The sequence below is a fragment of the Microbacterium sp. UNCCL10 genome (assembly GCF_000746195.1).
Classification (GTDB): domain Bacteria; phylum Actinomycetota; class Actinomycetes; order Actinomycetales; family Microbacteriaceae; genus Microbacterium; species Microbacterium saccharophilum.
On the sequence record NZ_JQKT01000010.1, the window covers coordinates 1 to 19,667 of the forward strand.

Annotated in this window: 16 protein-coding genes; 5 read left to right on the forward strand and 11 right to left on the reverse strand. The window is 72.3% G+C overall.

Annotation, left to right across the window (positions count from 1 at the left end):
* Window positions 1–2 precede the first annotated feature (2 nt).
* Window positions 3–944 (forward strand): IS481 family transposase, encoded by a 942-nt coding sequence (locus tag BR85_RS11955; protein WP_081919957.1) that lies wholly within the window; start codon window positions 3–5, stop codon window positions 942–944.
* Here BR85_RS11955 and BR85_RS11960 read toward each other — a convergent pair.
* Genes BR85_RS11960 through BR85_RS11970 form a run of 3 tightly spaced genes read right to left on the reverse strand, consistent with a single transcriptional unit; the run spans window position 941 to window position 4,330 of the window.
* Complete coding sequence (locus tag BR85_RS11960; protein WP_028496742.1) at window positions 941–2,428, reverse strand: sensor histidine kinase; 1,488 nt, start codon at window positions 2,426–2,428, stop codon at window positions 941–943. The genes BR85_RS11955 and BR85_RS11960 overlap by 4 nt on opposite strands.
* A gap of 25 nt (window positions 2,429–2,453) precedes the next feature.
* Window positions 2,454–3,704 carry a CpaE/TadZ family protein gene (locus BR85_RS11965; RefSeq protein WP_051526351.1) on the reverse strand — a complete coding sequence of 417 codons (1,251 nt, stop codon included), beginning with the start codon at window positions 3,702–3,704 and terminating at the stop codon, window positions 2,454–2,456.
* On the reverse strand, window positions 3,701–4,330 hold the full coding sequence (locus BR85_RS11970; protein ID WP_028496743.1) for a CpaB family protein: 630 nt from the start codon (window positions 4,328–4,330) through the stop codon (window positions 3,701–3,703). Before BR85_RS11970 ends, BR85_RS11965 begins: the two co-directional genes overlap by 4 nt.
* Window positions 4,331–4,428: 98 nt before the next feature.
* Here BR85_RS11970 and BR85_RS11975 point away from each other — a divergent pair, with 98 nt between their 5' ends.
* Window positions 4,429–4,710 carry a helix-turn-helix domain-containing protein gene (locus BR85_RS11975; RefSeq protein WP_028496744.1) on the forward strand — a complete coding sequence of 94 codons (282 nt, stop codon included), beginning with the start codon at window positions 4,429–4,431 and terminating at the stop codon, window positions 4,708–4,710.
* A gap of 54 nt (window positions 4,711–4,764) precedes the next feature.
* Here BR85_RS11975 and BR85_RS11980 read toward each other — a convergent pair whose 3' ends face one another.
* Complete coding sequence (locus BR85_RS11980) at window positions 4,765–5,367, reverse strand: hypothetical protein (protein ID WP_028496745.1); 603 nt, start codon at window positions 5,365–5,367, stop codon at window positions 4,765–4,767.
* A 148-nt stretch (window positions 5,368–5,515) separates the two neighbouring features.
* On the opposite strand from BR85_RS11980, the gene BR85_RS11985 reads away from it, so the two are divergent.
* The gene (locus tag BR85_RS11985; protein ID WP_028496746.1) at window positions 5,516–5,953 is read left to right on the forward strand and encodes an Rv3235 family protein; all 438 of its coding nucleotides are present in this window, start codon (window positions 5,516–5,518) and stop codon (window positions 5,951–5,953) included.
* A gap of 44 nt (window positions 5,954–5,997) precedes the next feature.
* Window positions 5,998–7,722, forward strand: coding sequence for a DEAD/DEAH box helicase (locus tag BR85_RS11990; protein WP_028496747.1), 1,725 nt, complete (start codon window positions 5,998–6,000; stop codon window positions 7,720–7,722).
* A 573-nt stretch (window positions 7,723–8,295) separates the two neighbouring features.
* Here BR85_RS11990 and BR85_RS11995 read toward each other — a convergent pair.
* Window positions 8,296–9,519 (reverse strand): pyridoxal phosphate-dependent aminotransferase, encoded by a 1,224-nt coding sequence (locus tag BR85_RS11995; protein ID WP_028496748.1) that lies wholly within the window; start codon window positions 9,517–9,519, stop codon window positions 8,296–8,298.
* 92 nt (window positions 9,520–9,611) lie between these two features.
* A complete protein-coding gene (gene secA, locus BR85_RS12000) occupies window positions 9,612–12,401 on the reverse strand; it encodes a preprotein translocase subunit SecA (RefSeq protein WP_028496749.1) in 2,790 nt (929 codons plus the stop codon).
* 232 nt (window positions 12,402–12,633) lie between these two features.
* Here secA and BR85_RS12005 point away from each other — a divergent pair, with 232 nt between their 5' ends.
* Window positions 12,634–13,956, forward strand: a complete 1,323-nt coding sequence (locus BR85_RS12005; RefSeq protein ID WP_028496750.1) for a hypothetical protein — start codon at window positions 12,634–12,636, stop codon at window positions 13,954–13,956.
* Between the two features lie 66 nt (window positions 13,957–14,022).
* Here BR85_RS12005 and hpf read toward each other — a convergent pair whose 3' ends face one another.
* The 5 genes from hpf to mtrA all read right to left on the reverse strand — a co-directional run bounded on the left by hpf (window position 14,023) and on the right by mtrA (window position 19,575).
* On the reverse strand, window positions 14,023–14,682 hold the full coding sequence (hpf, locus tag BR85_RS12010; RefSeq protein WP_028496751.1) for a ribosome hibernation-promoting factor, HPF/YfiA family: 660 nt from the start codon (window positions 14,680–14,682) through the stop codon (window positions 14,023–14,025).
* 89 nt (window positions 14,683–14,771) lie between these two features.
* A complete protein-coding gene (locus BR85_RS12015) occupies window positions 14,772–15,434 on the reverse strand; it encodes a ComF family protein (RefSeq protein WP_028496752.1) in 663 nt (220 codons plus the stop codon).
* A gap of 94 nt (window positions 15,435–15,528) precedes the next feature.
* Window positions 15,529–17,202 carry an LpqB family beta-propeller domain-containing protein gene (locus BR85_RS12020; protein ID WP_028496753.1) on the reverse strand — a complete coding sequence of 558 codons (1,674 nt, stop codon included), beginning with the start codon at window positions 17,200–17,202 and terminating at the stop codon, window positions 15,529–15,531.
* Window positions 17,199–18,878: an MtrAB system histidine kinase MtrB gene (gene mtrB / locus BR85_RS12025; protein ID WP_028496754.1), complete on the reverse strand. Its 1,680-nt coding sequence runs from the start codon at window positions 18,876–18,878 to the stop codon at window positions 17,199–17,201. The genes BR85_RS12020 and mtrB overlap by 4 nt, the downstream gene beginning before the upstream one ends.
* A 16-nt stretch (window positions 18,879–18,894) precedes the next feature.
* On the reverse strand, window positions 18,895–19,575 hold the full coding sequence (mtrA, locus tag BR85_RS12030; RefSeq protein ID WP_028496755.1) for an MtrAB system response regulator MtrA: 681 nt from the start codon (window positions 19,573–19,575) through the stop codon (window positions 18,895–18,897).
* Window positions 19,576–19,667 lie beyond the last annotated feature (92 nt).

Here is a 19,667-nt window from a genome sequence, read left to right on the forward strand (position 1 = left end):
TCGTGGATCGGCGGTGGCCGTTGCGGCGAGCCGCGGAACGGTTCCAGTGTTCCCCGGCGACCGCGAAGCGGTGGGCGGATCGCTATCGGGCCGGGCTGCCGCTGACAGACTGCAGCTCAAGGCCTCATTCCTCGCCGAATCGGCTGCCGCGCAGGACAGAGCGGCGGATCGTCGCGTTGCGGTTCACGCGCCGCTGGGGACCGCACCGGATCGCGTATCACCTGCATCTGCACCGGTCGACGGTCGGCCGGGTTCTCGCCCGGTATCGGATGCCGACGCTCGCGAACATCGACCAGGCCACCGGATTGCCGGTCCGCAAGCCCAAGCCGAAGCGGTTCGAGGTGGCCGCGCCCGGTCAGCTGGTGCACGTCGACATCAAGAAGCAGGGCCGGATTCCCGACGGCGGTGGCTGGCGCGTCCATGGGAAGGGGTCGGTGCAGGACCGTGCTGCCGGGGTCGTGCGAGGACGAGCCACACGCGCCGGAGCGGCCGGTTCACGTGGCTATCGGTACCTGCATCACGCCGTTGATGACCACTCGCGCGTGGCGTACTCGGAGATCCTCGAAGACGAACGCAAGGAGACCGCGGCCGGGTTCTGGACCCGGGCGAACGCGTTCTTCGCCGGCCTGGGCGTGACGGTCACCGCCGTCATGACAGACAACGGCGCCTGCTACCGATCCCACGCGTTCGCGGCAGCGCTCGGCGAGAACGTGCAGCACAGATGGACCAAGCCCTACCGACCGCAGACAAACGGCAAGGTCGAGAGATTCAACCGCACCCTCGCCGCCGAGTGGGCCTACGCGAAGCCCTACGCCAGCGAAGCCGAGCGAACAGCCGCCTACGAGACCTGGCTGCATCACTACAATCACCACCGACCCCACACCGGCATCGGCGGCAAGACACCCTCAGCCCGCGTTCACAACCTCACGGGGAACTACAGCTAGGCCCGCGAGATGTAGCGCAGCGGGATGTCGATCGTCACCTCGGTGCCGCTGCCCATGATCGTGTGCCAGTCGATCGTGCCGCCGAGTTCGCCCTGGATGAGGGTGCGCACGATCTGCGTGCCGAGCCCGCGACCGACCTGCCCCTCCGGCAGGCCGACGCCGCTGTCGCGCACGCGCACCTCGAGACGGTCCTCGGACCGCTCGGCGATGATCTCGACGTCGCCCTCCTTGTCGGCGAGCCCGTGCTCCACCGCGTTGGTCACGAGCTCGGTCAAGGCGAGCGCGAGCGGCGTCGCGTACTCGCTCGGCAGCGTTCCGAACGAGCCCGTCCGGTGCGTGCGGGCGCGCGTGTTGGGCGCCGCCGCGACCTCGGCGACGAGCTTGAGCACCCGGTTGAACACGTCGTCGAACTCGACATTCTGCGCGAGCCCCTCGGACAGGGTGTCGTGCACCACGGCGATGGCCGAGACGCGCCGCATCGCCTGCGTGAGGGCGTCGCGAGCCTCGTCGGAGTGCGTGCGGCGGGCCTGGATGCGCAGCAGCGACGCGACCGTCTGCAGGTTGTTCTTGACCCGGTGATGGATCTCGCGGATCGTGGCGTCCTTGGTGATGAGCTCCTGCTCCTGGTGGCGGATCTCGGTCACGTCGCGGCACAGCACGATGGCGCCGATGCGGGTGCCGTGGTCGCGCAGCGGCACGGTGCGCAGCGACACGGTGACGCCGCGGGCCTCGATGTCGGCGCGCCATGGGGCGCGGCCGGTCATGACGATCGGCAGGGACTCGTCGAACTGGCGCTTGGCAGGCAGGATCGTGGTGGCCACCTCGATGAGGGACTCCCCCTCGAGCTCCTCCTCGAACCCGAGCCGGTTGAACGCGGACAGCGCATTGGGGCTCGCGAAGGTCGTCACACCGTCGACGTCGACCCGGATGAGGCCGTCCGACGCGCGCGGCGCGCCGCGGCGCGGGGAGGTCGGAGCGGACAGGTCGGGGAAGTCCGCGGTGGCGATCATTCCGAACAGGTCGTCCGCGCAGTCGTTGAAGGTGATCTGCTGCCGCGACGGGGCGCGCGTCTCGCCGAGATTCGTGTGCCGCGTGAGCACGCCGATGACCGTCGCGGGCGCCGAGGTGGAACCGCGCTCGCGCACGATCGGCACGGCGCGGACGCGCGTCGGCGTCTCCTCGAACCAGTCCGGCGAGGCGGAGTCGACGATGCGGACCTGCGTGAACGCATCCTTCACCTGCGTGCGCCACTGCGGCCGGACCCGGTCGCCGACGATGTCACGGTAGAACAGCGTCGCCGCGCCGCCGGGCCGGGCATGGGAGACGGCGATGAACGAATCGTCGGCGGTGGGCACCCAGATCACGATGTCGGCGAAGGCCAGGTCGGCGAGCAGCTGCCCGTCACCGGCCAGCCGGTGCAGCCACTCGACGTCGGCCGCGGTGGAGCGGCCTTGGGCATAGACGAGATCGCTGAGCGTCGACACCGCACCAGCCTACGGGGGCCGGGCGTCACGCCGTACGCAGCAGCCGCGCCGCGAGGCGGCCGCGCGGGCGTTCCCGCCGCAGGTCCGCCTGCCGCACGGGAGGCACGACGGCCTCGCCGACGAACCGCCGCAGCGCCCCCGTGAGCACGGAGCGGGGTGACACGTGCGCGACGGGCCGCGCGGACAGCAGCGCGGCATCCACGGCCTTCCCGTCCCAGGGCACGAACCAGACGTCCTCGATGCCGGCGAACCGCTCCAGCGTCCGCCGCACCTGACCGCGCGCGTCGATGCCGAGCGGGCCCCCGCGCGTCTTGTTAACCACGACGCGCACCGGTGTCGCCCCGACGACGGCGCGCAGCTGCGGATGATCCCGCACGAAGCGCGACACCCCGACCGGATCGGCCGCGACGACGGCGACGACGAGGTCGGCGGATCCGAGCGCGGCGAGGGTGGCGGCATTGCGCCGGGGACCGTCGAGGTCGCTCACGATCTCCTCGTCGCGCTCCAGCGGGGCGGCGACGTCGACGACCGTGTCGTCGACCCAGTCACGGCAGACCTCCAGCGCCGCTGTGACGCGGGCGTGGCTGAGCTCGGGCCACCGACCCGGCCGGTTGAGCCCGGTCAGGACCTCCACGTCGCCGAGCGGGGCGGAGATGCGGGCGAGCTCGGCGACGGTCAGCGTCCCGCGCTCGGCCTGCCGGCAGGCGGCGGCGAAGCCCGGCCCCTCGTCGGCCAGCCCGGTGGCGAGGGCCAGGGAAGGGGCGTGCGCGTCTGCGTCGACGAGGCCCACGCGCCGTCCGTCACGGGCGAGCTCGCAGGCGAGTTCGACGGCGAGCGTCGTCCGTCCGGGTGCGCCGCCCGGGCCCCATACGGCCAGGACGCGCCCGCGCGGGGCTCCCGCCACCGCCTCCGCAGGCTCGACGGGGAGCAGGAGCGCGGCCGCAGGCGCGTCGGCCGGGTGCGGGTGCAGGCCGAACATGACGGCAAGGCGGCGGTCGGTCTCGCGGGCGCAGAGCGGGGCGATCCGCACCCCGAAGCGGTCGCACGCCCCGACCAGCTCCGCGGTGAGGGCGTCGCGCCCCGCCGCCACGATGAGCAGGTCGGCGCGCGCGAGTTCGGCGAGCAGCTCCGCCGCCTCGGGCCCGGCCATCGCGTCGGCGACGGCGGCCGCCGGGTGGCCGGCTCCGACGACCGTGCGGACGTCGGCGCCCTCCAGCCGCAGGTCCTCCGCGAGGAGGGCTCCGTGCCGCCCGTCGACGGCGAGGACGACCCTCATCGCCCCGTCCCCGTGGCGGGCACGACCGAGATGCTCCACCCCGCGGAGACCGCCTCCAGCGTCGCGGCGACATCGGCCCGGTCGATCACGACCTCCAATGCGGTGCCGGCGCCCCCGATGACGGAGTCCTCCCGGGTCACCGAGACCACCGTCGCCGCGGGGACGAGGATGCGCGGCGCGTCGAAGACGCCCCGCTCCTTCTGCGGCGCCGCCCAGACCTCCACGACCGTCCCGGCCTCCACCGCCGCCGGCACGTCGCCGGCGCTGCGCAGCGCGACCGTCGTGACGGCCGCGCGCGCCGCGGCGCCGACGGCGCTGTGCGGCACGAGCTCGCCGGCTCCGATGGTGCGCGTCGCCACGACGCTCTCCTCGAGCGTGCCGGGCGACGCGTACGCCTCGCCGGCCTGGCCGAGCGCCACCTCGATCACGCGCAGGTCGCCGGCGGTGACCTCCTCGCCGGGAACGATGGTCCGCGCCGCGGCGAACACGGGCACGGTCTGCCGGGCCGCCGAGACGACGAGCCACACGCCGGCGATAGAGACGACGATGAGGGCGATCCCGAGTAGGAACCGCGCGTCGGACCAGAACGCGCGCGGGCGGGGCCGGGCCATCTCCACAGCGGTCATCGCCCCATGGTGGACCCGGCGCGGCGATGTCCGCGGCGGTTATCCACAGCCCGGCGCGGCCGACCGGGGACGCAGCGGGGCCGGAACATAATGGCCTCATGCCCGAGTCACCGCGGTCCGCCGCGCGCATGCTCGCCCCGGCGCAGGTCGCCGAGGTGCTCCAGATCGACGTCGACGAGGTCGTCGCGCTGGTCCTCGACGGCCGGCTGCGCGGCATGAAGGTCGGCACGCCCTCCCGCTGGCGGATCGAGGCGGACAGCGTCGAGCACTACCTCGACGATCAGGCGGAGGAGGCCCGCCGCATCGCACTGTGGCGGGAGTCGAACGCTGCGAGCTTCCCCGAGCTGTGGGGACGGGGGAAGGTCGGCCGCCCCGACTGAGCCCCGACGGAGCCCGGGGGCGCTGGGGGCGCTCGGCGGCGCGGGGGCGTCGCCTCACGGCAGCGGCGCCGGCGCGTCCAGCCGCACCGCGACAACCGCGGAGAACGGGATGACGCGGTGCCCCGTGACCAGTCCGCTCCGGCGGGGCTGACCCCGGTCGTGCAGCGCGAGATCGAGGTGGTCGGCGCCGGCACGGTCGATCGTCCCGGAGAGGCCCCGACTCCCGAGCACCGTCACGGTCACGGGAGTCCGCCGCCGGACGAGGTCGCGCAGCACGAACCCGAACGTCATCCGCTCCGCCAGCCGAGGGGCGGATGCCGTGTCGGCGCGCGCGCTGCGGAGGACGTCGGCGTGCGGCATCCCGATCGCGACGATCGCGGCCACCGGCACGAGCACGGCGCCGGCACGGCGCGTGTCCGGTGTCAGGGCGACCCAGTCGGCCCCCACCGCCGCCAGGGGCCCCGTGACGGCGTCGCCGTCCGCGAGTTCGAGCCGCGGCGGCGCGTCCGCGCCCTCGGCGAGCGAGACGAGGCGCTGCCGCAGGGTCAGTCGCGCGAGACGGAGCCGCTCGGCCTCGGTGTCCAGCGCGGCGCGCTCGGCCTCCCATTCGGAGTCGAGCTGGTCTTCCAGGTCTTCGAAGAACCGATCCCATGGCACGCGGCCGAGGCTAGGGCACCTCGCGACCGCCCCGCGCCGGTTGTCCACATGTTGGAGGATTCTCATCCTGCGGCCCGCGCGGCTGTGCTCTACTCATGGCCACGACACCCCTCCACACCCCGCGACACCCCTCGAGAGAGGACTCCGCATGGCTCCCCGACCGAGCACCGCGCGCACACCGGCCGCCTCCGGCTCCGCGCTCCATGTGGCGGAGTACTTCGCCCCGCAGCGCACCTCCACCGACGCCCTCCCCGACCCGGAGCCGCTGCTGAAGAACCTCACGATCGGCGTCCTCGAGGTGCTCGCGGGCGTCCGGGAGGTCGACCAGCTCGCCCGCTGGTTCGGCGAGGACGCGTTCCGCGCCCTCGTGACGCGCGCCAACCTCGCGGCCCGGGCACGCAGTGCGCGGGGCGTGGCGGCGGCCCGGCCGGCGCACCGCATCCTCCGGATCCGGCACGACGCGCCCGCCGACGGTGTCGTCGAGGCCGTCGTCATCGTCGCCGGCCCCGCACGCACGCGCGCCGTCGCCCTGCGGCTGGAGGGCTGGGACGGTCGCTGGCGCGCGACGTCACTCGCCCTCCTCTAGTCCCTCGGTCGCGGCGGGCGGCGCGGGGGGACTACCGTCGACGTATGGCGTCATCCACCGAAAACCCTCCCATCGAGGCAGATTCTGCCCGCCCGGAGTCCGCCTTCAGCGAGCTCGGGCTCAGCGACGCGGTGATGAGGGCGCTGAAGGATGTGGGCTACGAGACGCCCTCCGCCATCCAGGCGGCCACCATTCCGCCGCTTCTCGCGGGCCGCGACGTGGTCGGCCTCGCCCAGACCGGCACCGGCAAGACCGCCGCGTTCGCGCTCCCCATCCTGTCCCGCCTCGACCTCGCCCAGAAGACGCCGCAGGCGCTCGTGCTCGCGCCCACCCGCGAGCTCGCCCTGCAGGTGTGCGAGGCGTTCGAGAAGTACGCCTCGCACATGCGCGGCGTCCACGTCCTGCCGGTGTACGGCGGTCAGGGCTACGGCCAGCAGCTCTCGGCGCTGCGCCGCGGCGTGCACATCGTCGTCGGCACGCCGGGACGCATCATGGACCACCTCGAGAAGCGCACCCTCGACCTGTCGGAACTGAAGTACCTCGTGCTCGACGAGGCCGACGAGATGCTCAAAATGGGCTTCGCGGAGGACGTCGAGACGATCCTGGCCGACACCCCGGCCGGCAAGCAGGTGGCGCTCTTCTCCGCGACGATGCCCGCGCAGATCCGGCGGATCTCGACGCAGTACCTGCACGATCCCGAAGAGATCACGGTCAAGACGAAGACGACGACGTCGGCCAACACGACGCAGCGCTACCTCATGGTGTCGTACCCGCAGAAGGTCGACGCGCTCACCCGCATCCTCGAGACCGAGAACTTCGAGGCCATGATCGTCTTCACGCGCACCAAGAACGAGACCGAGACCCTCGCCGAGAAGCTGCGGGCCCGCGGCTACACCGCGGCGGCGATCAGCGGCGACGTCGCGCAGGCGCAGCGCGAGCGCACCGTCAGCCAGCTCAAGAGCGGCAAGCTCGACATCCTCGTGGCCACCGATGTCGCCGCGCGCGGGCTGGACGTCGACCGCATCAGCCACGTCGTCAACTACGACCTTCCGATCGACACCGAGTCGTACGTGCACCGCATCGGCCGCACCGGGCGGGCGGGACGCACCGGCGACGCCATCAGCTTCGTCACGCCCCGCGAGCGGCGGATGCTGACCACGATCGAGAAGGCGACCCGCCAGCCGCTCACCGAGATGAAGCTGCCCAGCGTCGAGGACGTCAACGCGACGCGCCTCACCCGATTCGACGACGCGATCACCGCGGCCCTCGCCGACGCCGCGCAGATCGGGGTCTTCCGCGACATCGTCGCCCACTACGTCGAGCACCACGATGTGCCCGAAGGGGATGTCGCCGCAGCCCTCGCCGTCGTCGCGCAGGGCGAGACGCCCCTCCTGCTCGATCCCGACGCCGCCCCCGAGCCCCGGTCCGATCGGGAGAGCCGCGGAAGCGGCGGGCAGGCAGAGCGGGGCGAACGCCGCCCGCGCACGGGCGGCTCCTCGATGACCACCTACCGGATCGCGGTGGGCCGTCGTCACAAGGTCGAGCCGCGGCAGATCGTCGGCGCGCTCGCCAACGAGGGCGGCCTCCGGCGCGAGGACTTCGGCGCCATCCAGATCCGCCCCGAGTTCTCGCTCGTCGAACTCACCGCCGACCTGCCGCGCGAGACGCTGAAGCGCCTCGAGGGGACGCGCATCAGCGGCAAGCTGATCGAGATCAAGCCCGACCGGTTCGGCGGCTCCGCCAAGCGCGAGGACCGCCCGCGCCGCTGACCCGCTGCGCCCCTGGACCGGGGAGGCGCTGAGCCGCGGAGACGCTGAGACGCTGGGCCGCGGAGGCGCTGAGACGCTGAGCTGCGGAGGCACTGAGCCGCTGAGCCGCGGAGGCTCGGCCGGGACCCCGACCCGACCCCCTCCGTTGATCGACGCCGCGCTCCGACCCCGCTGCGCTGATCGGCGCCGCGCTCCCACCACGCGCGGCAATCTGCAGGATCGGGCGTGACGGGTGGGGCTGGTGAGTGGCCGCGCGCCACAGGCGCCACACGCGGTCCTGCGGTTCGCACGCGAGGGGCGGGTTCGCCGGCGTCCCGACTCGCGCGGAACCCGGCGCCGGCGGTCCGCGTCGCCGGACGGAGCCGGCTCAGGTCAGAGCCGTTCCGCGCGGCAATCTGCAGGATCGGGCGTGACGGGTGGGGCTGGTGAATGGCCGGGCGCCACAGGCGTCACACGCGGTCCTACGGTTCGCACCGCGGCCGGCGCCGCACAGGACCCCCGCGCACCGCGCGCCGTCATCGGCCGGCGCCGCGACGGCCCCGGCCGTCCGCTACCGCGCCGCCCGCGGAGCGGTCACTGCCGGTACGAGGCCAGGAAGTTGCCGAGCCGTTCGATCGCCTCGGTGAGCACCCGCGCCTCGGGCAGCGTGACGATCCGGAGGTGATCCGGCGTCGCCCAGTTGAAGCCGGTGCCCGGCACGAGCAGCACCTGCTCGGCGACGAGGAAGTCGTAGACGAGCTTCGCGTCGTCGCGGATCTCGTGCACCTCGGGGTCCAGGCGCGGGAAGGCGTACAGGGCGCCCTTGGGCTTGAAGCAGCTGACGCCGGGGATCTTCTCCAGGCCCTCCCACGCGGCATCCCGCTGCTCGTGGAGCCGCCCCGTGGGTGCGATGAGGGCGTTGATGGACTGGATGCCGGAGAGCGCCGCCTGCACGGCGTGCTGCCCGGGGACGTTCGGGCAGAGCCGCGTGGAGGCCAGCAGCTGGATGCCCTCGAGGAACCCGGACGCGTGCTTCTTCGGGCCGGTGATGACCATCCAGCCCGAGCGGTAGCCGGCGACGCGGTAGGTCTTGGAGAGCCCGTTGAAGGTGAGGCACAGGAGGTCGGGCGCGAGGGTGGCGAGCGGGATGTGCACGGCGTCGTCGAAGAGGATGCGGTCGTAGATCTCGTCCGAGAGGAGCAGCAGGTCGTTCTCGCGGGCGATCTCGACGATCCCCTGCAGCACCTCGCGCGAGTAGACGGCGCCCGTGGGGTTGTTCGGGTTGATGACGACGATGGCCTTCGTGCGCGGCGTGACCTTCGCGCGGATGTCCTCGAGGTCGGGCTGCCAGTCGTCCTCGTCCGCGCAGCGGTAGTGCACGGGCGTGCCGCCGGCGAGGCTCGTCATCGCCGTCCACAGCGGGTAGTCCGGCGCGGGGATGAGGACCTCGTCGCCCTCGTCGAGGAGGGCCTGCATGGTCATCGTGATGAGCTCGGACACCCCGTTGCCGAGGTAGACGTCGTCCGGGTCGAACGCCGGGAACCCGGGCTCCTGCTCGTACCGCGACACGATGGCGCGGCGCGCCGACATGATGCCGCGACTGTCGCTGTAGCCGTGCGCGTGCGGGATGGCCTCGATCATGTCGCGGACGATCTGGAACGGCGACTCGAAGCCGAACACGGCCGGATTGCCGGTGTTGAGCTTGAGGATCGTGTGCCCGTCGGCCTCCAGCCGGTCGGCCTCCACCAGGGCGGCTCCACGGATCTCGTAGAGGACGTCCTTCAGCTTCGACGACTGGTCCAGGATGCGGGGGCTCATCCGCCCAGGATATCCCCGTGCCGACCAGGCCAATGCGCGCCGGGTGGCCTCCGGCATCCGTCTGCGACGAGCGGATGCCGGAGATCGCCGGACTACTTCTTCTTGTCGGCTGCGCGGCGCTGTGCGCGGTTCTGCGCGGGGGCGGCAGCGGAGCCGCCGTCGGTGCGCTGGCCGAACGCGCCGCGGGGCGCGTCGGCAGCGGGCTCTGCGGGCGCGGGAGCCTGCGCGGCGCGCAACTTGCTCGTGGCCGCCTGCTGCACCTGGCCGCGGTCGTTGCGGACCTCGACCTCGCCGGCGTCGTTCGCCGCGGTGTACTGCAGGCGCTGCGCCTCGACCGTCGGCGCCGTGAGGCCCTTCGCCTCGACCTCTGCGCCCTCGGCCTGACGCACCTCGACCTCGAGGTTGTAGAGGAATCCGACAGACTCCTCCTTGATCTGCCCCATCATCGACTGGAACATCTGGTAGCCCTCGCGCTGGTACTCGATCAGCGGGTCGCGCTGGGCCATCGCGCGCAGGCCGATGCCGTCCTTGAGGTAGTCCATCTCGTAGAGGTGGTCGCGCCAGCGGCGGTCAAGCACCTGCAGGACGACGCGGCGCTCGAGCTCCCGCATGGCGGGCGAGCCGAGGGACTCCTCGCGCTTGTCGTACGCGATCTTCGCGTCGGAGAGGATCTCGCGCTTGAGACCCTCCGCCGTGACGCGGCCGGCGCTGCCGCTCTCCGCGACGACCTCGTCGATCGTGACGCCCACGGGGTAGAGCGTCTTCAGCTCGGTCCAGAGTGCGTCGAAGTCCCAGCTCTCGTTGTGCCCGCGACCGGTGTGGTCGTCGATGATCGCGTTGATCGCGTCCTCGATGAAGTGCTGCACGCGGTCGGAGAGGTCGTCTCCCTCGAGCATGTGCCGGCGGTCGGCGTAGATCGCCTCGCGCTGGCGGTTGAGGACGTCGTCGTACTTCAGGACGTTCTTGCGGATCTCGGCGTTGCGTGCCTCGACCTGCGCCTGCGCGCTCTTGATGGCGCGCGAGACCATGCCGGACTCGATGGCGACGTCATCCGGGAAGTTCGTGCGCGCGAGGATGGCCTCGGCGGCACCGGACTGGAACAGCCGCATGAGGTCGTCGGTCAGCGACAGGTAGAACCGGCTCTCGCCCGGGTCGCCCTGACGGCCCGAGCGGCCGCGCAGCTGGTTGTCGATGCGGCGGGACTCGTGCCGCTCGGTGCCGAGCACGTACAGCCCGCCGGCTTCGATGACCGCGACGGCCTCCTCGGCGACGGTGTCGCGCATGGCGGGGTACACCTCGTCCCACGCGGCCTCGTACTCCTCCGGCGTCTCGACGGGGTCGAGCCCGCGGGACTTGACCTCCTGCACGGCGAGGAACTCCGCGTTGCCGCCGAGCATGATGTCGGTTCCGCGGCCGGCCATGTTCGTGGCGACGGTGACGGCGCCGAGGCGCCCCGCCCGGGCGACGATCTCGGCTTCACGGGCGTGGTTCTTCGCGTTGAGGACCTCGTGCTTGACGCCCTTCTTGGCGAGGAGCCGCGAGAGGTACTCGCTCTTCTCGACGCTGACGGTGCCGACGAGCACCGGCTGGCCGGTCTCGTGGCGCGCCGCGATGTCCTCGACGACCTGCGTGAACTTCGCCTGCTCGTTCTTGTAGACGAGGTCGGACTGGTCCTTGCGGATCATGGGCTTGTTCGTCGGGATGGGGACGACGCCGAGCTTGTAGGTCGACATGAACTCGGCCGCTTCGGTCTCGGCCGTGCCGGTCATGCCGGCGAGCTTCTCGTACAGCCGGAAGTAGTTCTGCAGGGTGACGGTCGCGAGGGTCTGGTTCTCCGCCTTGACCGGCACCGCCTCCTTCGCCTCGATGGCCTGGTGGATGCCTTCGTTGTAGCGCCGCCCGACCAGGATGCGGCCGGTGTGCTCGTCGACGATCATGACCTCGTCGTTCATGACGACGTAGTCGGTGTCGCGCTTGAACAGCGCGAGCGCCTTGATCGAGTTGTTCAGGAAGGAGATGAGCGGGGTGTTGGCCGACTCGTAGAGGTTGTCGATGCCGAGATAGTCCTCGACCTTCTCGATTCCGGGCTCGAGCACGCCGATCGTGCGCTTCTTCTCGTCGACCTCGTAGTCGACCCCCGCCTGCAGGGTCTTCGCGATCTTGGCGAACTCCACGAACCAGCGGTTGGCCTCCCCCGAGGACGGGCCGGAGATGATGAGCGGGGTGCGCGCCTCGTCGATGAGGATCGAGTCGACCTCGTCCACGATCGCGAAGAAGTGGCCGCGCTGGACGAGGTCCTCCTTGCGCCATGCCATGTTGTCGCGGAGGTAGTCGAAGCCGAACTCGTTGTTCGTGCCGTAGGTGATGTCGGCGGCGTACTGCTCCCGCCGGATCTCCGGGGTCTGCCCGGCGATGATCGTGCCGGTGGTCATGCCGAGGGCGCGGTAGACGCGGCCCATGAGCTCGGACTGGTACGAGGCCAGGTAGTCGTTGACCGTGATGACGTGCACGCCCTTGCCGGCGATCGCGTTGAGGTACACGGCGAACGTCGCGGTCAGGGTCTTGCCCTCACCGGTCTTCATCTCGGCGATGTTGCCGAGGTGCAGGGCCGCGCCACCCATGATCTGCACGTCGTACGGCCGCTGGCCGAGCGTCCGCTTGGCGGCCTCGCGCACGGCAGCGAACGCCTCGGGCATGAGCTTGTCCAGCGACTCGCCCGCCTCGTGACGGGCGCGCAGCTCGGCGGTCTCGCCGCGCAGCTCGTCGTCGGTGAGCTGCGCGTAGTCCTCTTCGAGGGCGTTCACGGCCTTCACGACCTGCTGGAGCCGCCGGAGGATCCTTCCTTCTCCGGCGCGAAGCAGTTTCTCGAGGGGGTTGGCCACGGACGATCTCCATCTGTCGGGTGCCGCCGACGTCCCGGTCGGCGGGTGCCCGCGCGCAGGCGCAGGCATATTGAGCCATGTTATCCGTCCGTGACCTTGGAGACATCCGTATGCGCCCCGGTATCTCCCACAGCGGACAGCGCACCGGCGCGGACGGCGCGGGTTCTGCGAAGGGGCAGAGAACCGCCGCCCCTCGCGGCGCCGCGGGGCGCCGCGGATCTAGGATCGAGCCATGGCTGGTGGAATCTGGGGCAGACGCAAGCGCGAGCAAGAGGAGCTGCAGGCGAAGATCGCCGAGCTCGGCCGGCGGGCGGACTCCGCGCTCGTGGCCGCCGACGAGCGCCTCCGCACGACCGCCGACGAGCTCCTGTACGCCGAGATCGAGCTGGGCCGGGACGCCACGAGCGAGCTGCGCGCGGCGGTCGCCGCCGTCCGCGAGCACCTCGGCGAGGCCTTCCACCTCAATCAGCTCAATCACGACGAGATCCCCGACACGACCGAGGAGCTGCGCACGCGCAACGAGCGCATCATCCAGCTGTGCGACTGGGCGCAGGAGCTCCTCGACGACCGCACCGAGGCGCTCGCCGAGCCCATCGCCCGCGCACGGCGCGCGCCGGAGATCATCGCCGGCATCCGTCGCGACGTCGAGCGGCTGAGCGCCCGCCTGCCGCAGGCGGAGGAGACCGTCGCGCGGCTGCAGCAGCGCTACTCCCCCGCAGCCCTCCGGAAGATCTCCGGGAACCCCGTCGAGGCCCGGCAGCTGCTGGAGTTCGCGATCCACGGCTCGGACGTGTCCGAGGTCCGCCGCGAGAGCGGACAGCGGGAACAGGCCAACATCGCGCTGGAGACCGCGATCGAGGCGGTCCGCCGCGCCACGACACTCCTGGAGTCCGTCGACCAGTTCGAGGTCGAGGCGCTCCGCGCCGCCTCGACGCTCACCGCCATCGTCGACGACTCCCGGCAGGACATCGTCGACGCACGCGACCTCGCCGGCGTCCCGGCCGTCGCCGCGGCGACGACGGCGCTGGAGAAGGCGCTGGACGCGTTCAGCACCACGGCGGACAAGCCCGACCCGTTCACCGAGCTCACCCGCCTGCGGGAGGCCAATACGGCCCTGGATCTCGCCGTCGCGAAGGCGCGCGAGCGCGCCGCCCGGCCCGTGCCGCCGGAGTCGCACGTGCGGCACGCGATCGACGACGCCGACCGGCAGCTGGGCGTCGCCCGCAGCGTCATCTCCGGCCACCGCGGCTGGATCGGCGCCGACGCCCGCACGCGGCTCGCCGAAGCGGAGCGCATCCGGCTCGAACTCGCGCCGTTCATCGGCGCGCCCATCCACGAGGATCTGCGCGAGCAGGCGCTCGCCGACGCCCGCCGGTGCGGGATGCTGGCCGCCGAGGCCCTGCAGCTCGCCCAGCGCGACATCGACTCCTCGCGCCCGAACGACGGGGGCTGGGGTCAGAGCGGTGGACGCGGTCAGCGCGGCGGCCCGGACATTATGGGGGGGCTCCTCGGCGGACTCGTCATCGGCAGCCTCCTGGACGGCATGTTCGACTGATCGCCCACGTCGTCCGGACGTGCGGGAGGGCGGATGCCGCACGGCATCCGCCCTCCCGTTCTCGGTCTAGGAGACCAGTTCCTCCGCGGCTGCGACGGTCGTCAGGGAGATGACGCCGTAGTCCCAGCCCTTGCGGCGGTAGACGACGCTCGGGTGATCGGTGCGCGCGTCGATGAAGAGGAAGAAGTCGTGGCCGACAAGCTCCATGCGGTCCACGGCCTCCTCGACGGTCATCCACTCGGGGTCGAACAGCTTGGTGCGGATGACGACGGGGGTGTAGTCCTCCTCGTCCTCGTTGCCCGTGATGATCGGGACCTCGCCGGTCGCGACCGCGCGGATGACGTCGAGCGAGGCGGGCTTCACGTCGATCCCGGCGATCGTCCCGGTGCCCTTCTCGAGCTTCGCGCCGCGCGAGTGGTTCCGGGCGTCGACCCGCTTGTCCTTCGCGCGCCGCAGCTGCTCAGCCATCTTGTCGACCGCGATGTCGAGGGCAGCGAACTTGTCGCCGTCCGTCGCCTCCGCGCGGACGATGGGGCCTTTGCCGGTCAAGGTGAGTTCGACGGTCTCATCCTCGCGCCCCCCGTTGTGGTAGACGCGATGCGTGACCTTGACGTCGAGTCGCTGCGCGCGGGGCGCCAGGTTCTCGATCCGGGCGGACTTCTCTTCGGCAACGGTGCGGAACCGATCCGTGATGCTCACGCCCACGCCGACGATGCTGGTTTCCATCCCTGACCTCCTTGTTCCGGTCCTCCCGGTCAAGGGCGGACCTCGGTTCGCCTTCTGTCCCCCCAACGTAGCCCCGGTCCGGCCGCATGTCACGCTCGGCGAGCCGTGAGTATTCCGTGCCGCGGCGTCGCGGCGACCGTGGCCGCCGCCACCACCTCCGCGCCGCCCTCCCGGAGCGTCCGCGCCGCTTCGGCGAGTGTCGCGCCGGTCGTCACGACGTCGTCGACGAGAAGGATGCGCAGGCCCGCCGCGTCCCGGGCGCGCATCGTCCCGGAGACGTTGGCGGCGCGCTCCGCGCTCCCGAGGCCCCGCTGGTCGGCGGCGGGGGTCCCGGCCAGGAGCCGTCGCTCGGGGGTCAGGCCGGCCCGCACCGCGACGAGTTCCGTGACGCGATAGCCGCGGCGGCGGAGGGCCGCGCGCGAGGTCGGGACCGGCACGATGTGCACGTCGCCGCCCGGATCGGCGGCGCCCACCGCCGCAGCCAGCGCCGCGCCGAGAGGTCGGGCGAGCGAGGTCCGGCCGTCCTCCTTCAGCGCGCGGACGACCCGCGCGGGGATGCCCTCGAAGGCGAGCGCGCTGTGCACGCGGAGTCCGTCGGCGAGGCGCCGCACGCGCAGGTCGGGGACGAGGGCGAGGGCGCAGTCGGCGCAGAGGGAGACGCCGGGCAGGTCGCAGCCCGCGCACCACGTCGGGAAGAGGAGGGCGAGCGCCTCGGCGAGTGCGGCGCGGGCACCGGACGGCGGGATCGGCATCCGCCCATCCTCCGGCCCATGTCCCGACCGGTCGCCGGGCCGCCCGCGATCCGGGTGCGCCGGCCCGCGTGCGCCTCCTGGGGAGGAGCCGTCGTCAGCGCGGCGTGCCCTGCTGGGTCGCGAGCACCCGGACACCGGAGAACTGGTCCTGCCATGACGCGCCGCGCTGGACGTACAGCTCGCCGTCGACGTCGCGCAGCCGCACCCCGCCGGGCTGATTGCCGCCCGCGACCGTGGTGATCCCGTCGGGGGCGCGCAGCGCCGTCCCCGGCCCGCCGACCGGCTGCTCGAGGACGAACGTCTGTCCGCCGTCCGTGTAGGACAGGGCGAGGCTCGTCTCGTCGCCCCAGGCGAGCCCGACGCCGTCCCCCGGGAGGACGGCCAGCAGCCGGCGCTCGCCGAGCGCGACCGGGACGCCGTCCGCGTCGCGGACGATGCCGGCCACCCACAGCGATGGGCGCACGCCGACGCGGAGAACGGCGGCGATCCGCGCGCCGTCGCGGGAGACCCGCATCGCGGAGATGCGGGTGGCTCCGGGCCAGGCGTCGGCGATCTCCCGCCACGCGCCGTCGGTGCCGATCGCGACGACGGCATCCGGAGACCCGGACGGCACGGTCCAGATGTAGTTCAGCGTGTCGACCGTCGGCGCCACGAGCCCCGGGCGGCTGTCGATCTCGGTCGGCGCGGCCCCGGTCTCGACGCGCAGGACGGCTCCCGTCGGGGTCTGCACGGCCGCCATCGACCGCGACGCGGCCACCTCGATCGCGGCGGCGTCGACGGAGCGGACCGCGGCGGACAGGCTCAGGATCTCCTCGACCTGCGTGCCGGAGAGGAAGCCGAACGCGTCGGCGGTCAGCACGAGCGGGCGCGAGTCGATGCGCGTCGAGGCGACGTTCACCGGCTCGGCCGTCAGCACCTGATCGTCGACGAGCATGTCGACCTCGGGGATGCCGGCGCCGGCCAGGCTCTCCTGGAGCTGTGTCTGCATGCGGTCGAGGACCGCGGGCTCGAGCTGCCGGGCGCTGCTCTCCAGCGACACCTGCGCCACGCCGGATCGGACCGGCACGGAACGCTGCGCGAGCCCGGCGTCGGCGGAGAACGCGCTGACGACGGATCCGGCGAGCCACGGGCTCGGCGCGCCGTCCACGAGCGCCTCGGCGATCCGGGTCGCGGCGTTGGTGGTCGGGAACCAGCGCAGATCGGGGACGAGGAAGCGCCAGCTCGGGTCGAAGTACATCAGCTCGTAGCTGCGGAAGACCGAGCGGAAGCGGTTCTCGTCCAGGATGACGCCGTCCGGTGCCTCCGCGATCCGCCACTCGTCGCGGACCCGTTCCAGGCGGAAGCCGATCGTGATCTGCCCCTCGCCGGCGACGTCGTAGGCTCCCGTGGCGTCCACCGTGGCCTCCGGTGCGATCGTCAGGACGATCTCCCCCTCGGCCGGCTCGGCGAGAGCCCGCTCCCCGGCGCGGTAGACGGTGACGCCGGCCTGCGGGCGCCACGTGGCCCGGAAGTCCGGCGTGAGGAACTGCTGCGCGGTCTCCCAGTTGTTGCGCGTGCCGGACCCGGCGGCGATGAAGCCCTCCACGATCTGGGCCGGCGTCGCGCCGCGGGACGGGCCGGCGGGCACGAACGCGACGTCCGAGTCGCCCTCCTCCTCCGTGACCGGGCGGCCGGCGTTGACGGGTCCGCTCGTGGGGAGTCCCGCACACGCGGTGAGGAGCAGCGCGAGCAGCGTGGCGGCGAGGACGAGGGCGGGGCGGCGGGTCACGGACGCCCTCCCTGGGCGAGGTCGGACAGATCCAGCGGCTGGGTCATGCCGAGGTCGTCGGAGGGGATGCCGTCATCACCGGGATCGGCGGGGATCGGCGGCGTGCCGCGCAGTCCCGCGCCCTGGCGGGGCAGGGTCAGCACGAAGTTCGTGCCGCGGCCGAGCTCCGACCACACCTCGAGGGTGCCGCCGTGCAGGCGCGCGTCGCCGAGCGCGATCGACAGGCCCAGCCCGGTCCCGCCGATCGTGCGCTTGCGCGACGGGTCGGCGCGCCAGAACCGGTCGAATACGCGCTCGGCGTCGGCCTCGCTCATCCCGAGCCCGAAGTCGCGGACCCCCAGCGCGACGGCCTCCTGGTTGCTGTCGACCGTCACGACGATGGGGCGGCCTTCACCGTGCTCGATCGCGTTGCCGAGGAGGTTCCGGACGATGCGCCGCACCCGCCGGGGGTCCATGTCGACGGGCGAGTACCCGCCGGGCGCCACGAGGCGCACGTCGGTGCCGTGCTGGTCCGCGAGCTGCTGCATCGACGCGATGACATCCTCGGCGAGGTGGGCGAGGCTTGTCGCCTCGTTCTCCAGCTGCACCGAGCCCGCGTCGTACCGGCTGATCTCGAGCAGATCGGTCAGCAGGGTCTCGAAGCGCTGCACCTGCGCGTGCAGGAGCTCCGCGGCGCGCGCCGTCGTCGGGTCGAAGGCGGCGCGCTGGTCGTTGAGCATGTCGGAGGCGAGCCGGATGGTCGTCAGCGGCGTGCGCAGCTCGTGCGAGACGTCCGAGACGAACCGCTGCTGCACGAGCGAGAGCTCGGCGAGCTCCTTGATCTGCGCCTCGATGCTGTCCGCCATCGCGTTGAACGAGCGCCCCAGCGTGGCGAACTCGTCCTCGCCCTGCACCGGCAGGCGCACCCCGAGGTCGCCGGAGGCGAGCTTCGCGCTCGTCTCGGCGGCCTGCGCGATCGGCACGGTGACCGATCGCAGCACGAACCAGCTGACCGCACCGATCAGCACCACGAGGACGATGCCGACACCCCACAGGGTGACCTGCACGAACTGCAGGGTCTGCGCCTCGGAGCCCAGCTCGTACGCGAAGTACACCTCGTACGCGCCCGCCTCGGGCAGGATCAGCTGCTGCCCGATCACCACCCCCGGCGCGTGCCCGCCGTCGTCGGCGGGGATGCCGATGGACTGCCACCATTGCGTGCCGGCGTCGCGCCGCACGGTCTGCCGGAGCCCCGAGGTGAGCATGTCGGCGGTGAGGCCGCCCGCCTCGAAGTCCTGCGGAGCCGTGGAGGACGGCTGGTCGGAGATGCGGAACGCGGCGATCATGTCGGTGGCCGCCTGCCGCGACATCGAGGTGCGCACGCGGTCCATGAGATTCTGCAGCGCGAGCGTGTCGCTCTCCACGACGGCGGCGTCGAGGGTCGTCTGCGCCGATTGGGTCGCCCTGCTCGCCGCGGACTGCACCTGCTGGATGCGGGACTCGAACAGGTCGTTCTGGATCGCCAGGGCCATCCAGACGAGCGCCACGAGGATCGTCAGGGCGGTGAGCCCGAGGGTGAGCGCGAGCGTGCGGAACCGCAGCGACCGGCGCCAGGCCAGCGCGATGCGCCGCGGCCACGCGCGCACATCGCGCCAATCGGCGACGACGGCGTGGGTGGCGGTGCTCGTCGGCGACACGATGCGGTCCCGGCGGCTAGACGACGGCGCCGGCGCGGTACCCCACGCCGCGCACCGTCGTGACGATCTTCGGGTTGTCGGGGTCGATCTCGACCTTGGCCCGCAGCCGCTGCACGTGCACGTTCACGAGCCGGGTGTCCGCCTTGTAGTGGTAGCCCCAGACCTGCTCGAGCAGCATCTCGCGGGAGAACACCTGCTGCGGCTTCGCGGCCAGCGCCACGAGCAGCTCGAACTCGAGCGGGGTCAGCGCGATGACGGTGTCCCCCCGGCGCACCTCGTGCGCGGCGACGTCGGCGGTGAGGTCGCCGATGCGCAGCGTCTCCCCCGCCGGCTGGGTGCTCGGCCGCAGCCGCGTGCGGATGCGGGCGACGAGCTCCTTGGGGTTGAAGGGCTTGACGATGTAGTCGTCGGCACCGGATTCCAGGCCCCGCACGACGTCGGCGGTGTCGGTGCGCGCGGTCAGCATGATGATCGGGACGCCGGACTCGGCCCGCACCCGGGTGCAGATCTCGATGCCGTCCATCCCGGGCAGCATGAGGTCCAGCAGGATGAGGTCGGGACGCTCGGCGCGCCACACGTCCAGCGCGGCGGCGCCGTCGGCGCAGAACGCCGTCTCGAACCCCTCGGTGCGCAGGACGATGCCGATCATCTCAGCCAGAGCGGTGTCGTCGTCGACAACCAGGATGCGGGATGTCATGGTGACCTGTTCGTCCTTCGGGTACGGCGGATGCCGGTGCGCCGGCCGGGCGCTTCCCCCCACAGTATCCGACCCCGCCGCACCGGGGCCGG

Excerpts from the sequence above, each read along its gene's own strand:
- BR85_RS11985 (WP_028496746.1), top strand. The coding sequence starts at position 5,516 with ATGGCTCCCCGACCGAGCACCGCGCGCACACCGGCCGCCTCCGGCTCC.
- BR85_RS11965 (WP_051526351.1), bottom strand. The coding sequence starts at position 3,704 with ATGAGGGTCGTCCTCGCCGTCGACGGGCGGCACGGAGCCCTCCTCGCG.
- BR85_RS11970 (WP_028496743.1), bottom strand. The coding sequence starts at position 4,330 with ATGACCGCTGTGGAGATGGCCCGGCCCCGCCCGCGCGCGTTCTGGTCC.
- BR85_RS12005 (WP_028496750.1), top strand. The coding sequence starts at position 12,634 with ATGGCTGGTGGAATCTGGGGCAGACGCAAGCGCGAGCAAGAGGAGCTG.
- BR85_RS11975 (WP_028496744.1), top strand. The coding sequence starts at position 4,429 with ATGCCCGAGTCACCGCGGTCCGCCGCGCGCATGCTCGCCCCGGCGCAG.
- BR85_RS11995 (WP_028496748.1), bottom strand. The coding sequence starts at position 9,519 with ATGAGCCCCCGCATCCTGGACCAGTCGTCGAAGCTGAAGGACGTCCTC.
- BR85_RS12015 (WP_028496752.1), bottom strand. The coding sequence starts at position 15,434 with ATGCCGATCCCGCCGTCCGGTGCCCGCGCCGCACTCGCCGAGGCGCTC.
- hpf (WP_028496751.1), bottom strand. The coding sequence starts at position 14,682 with ATGGAAACCAGCATCGTCGGCGTGGGCGTGAGCATCACGGATCGGTTC.
- BR85_RS11990 (WP_028496747.1), top strand. The coding sequence starts at position 5,998 with ATGGCGTCATCCACCGAAAACCCTCCCATCGAGGCAGATTCTGCCCGC.
- mtrA (WP_028496755.1), bottom strand. The coding sequence starts at position 19,575 with ATGACATCCCGCATCCTGGTTGTCGACGACGACACCGCTCTGGCTGAG.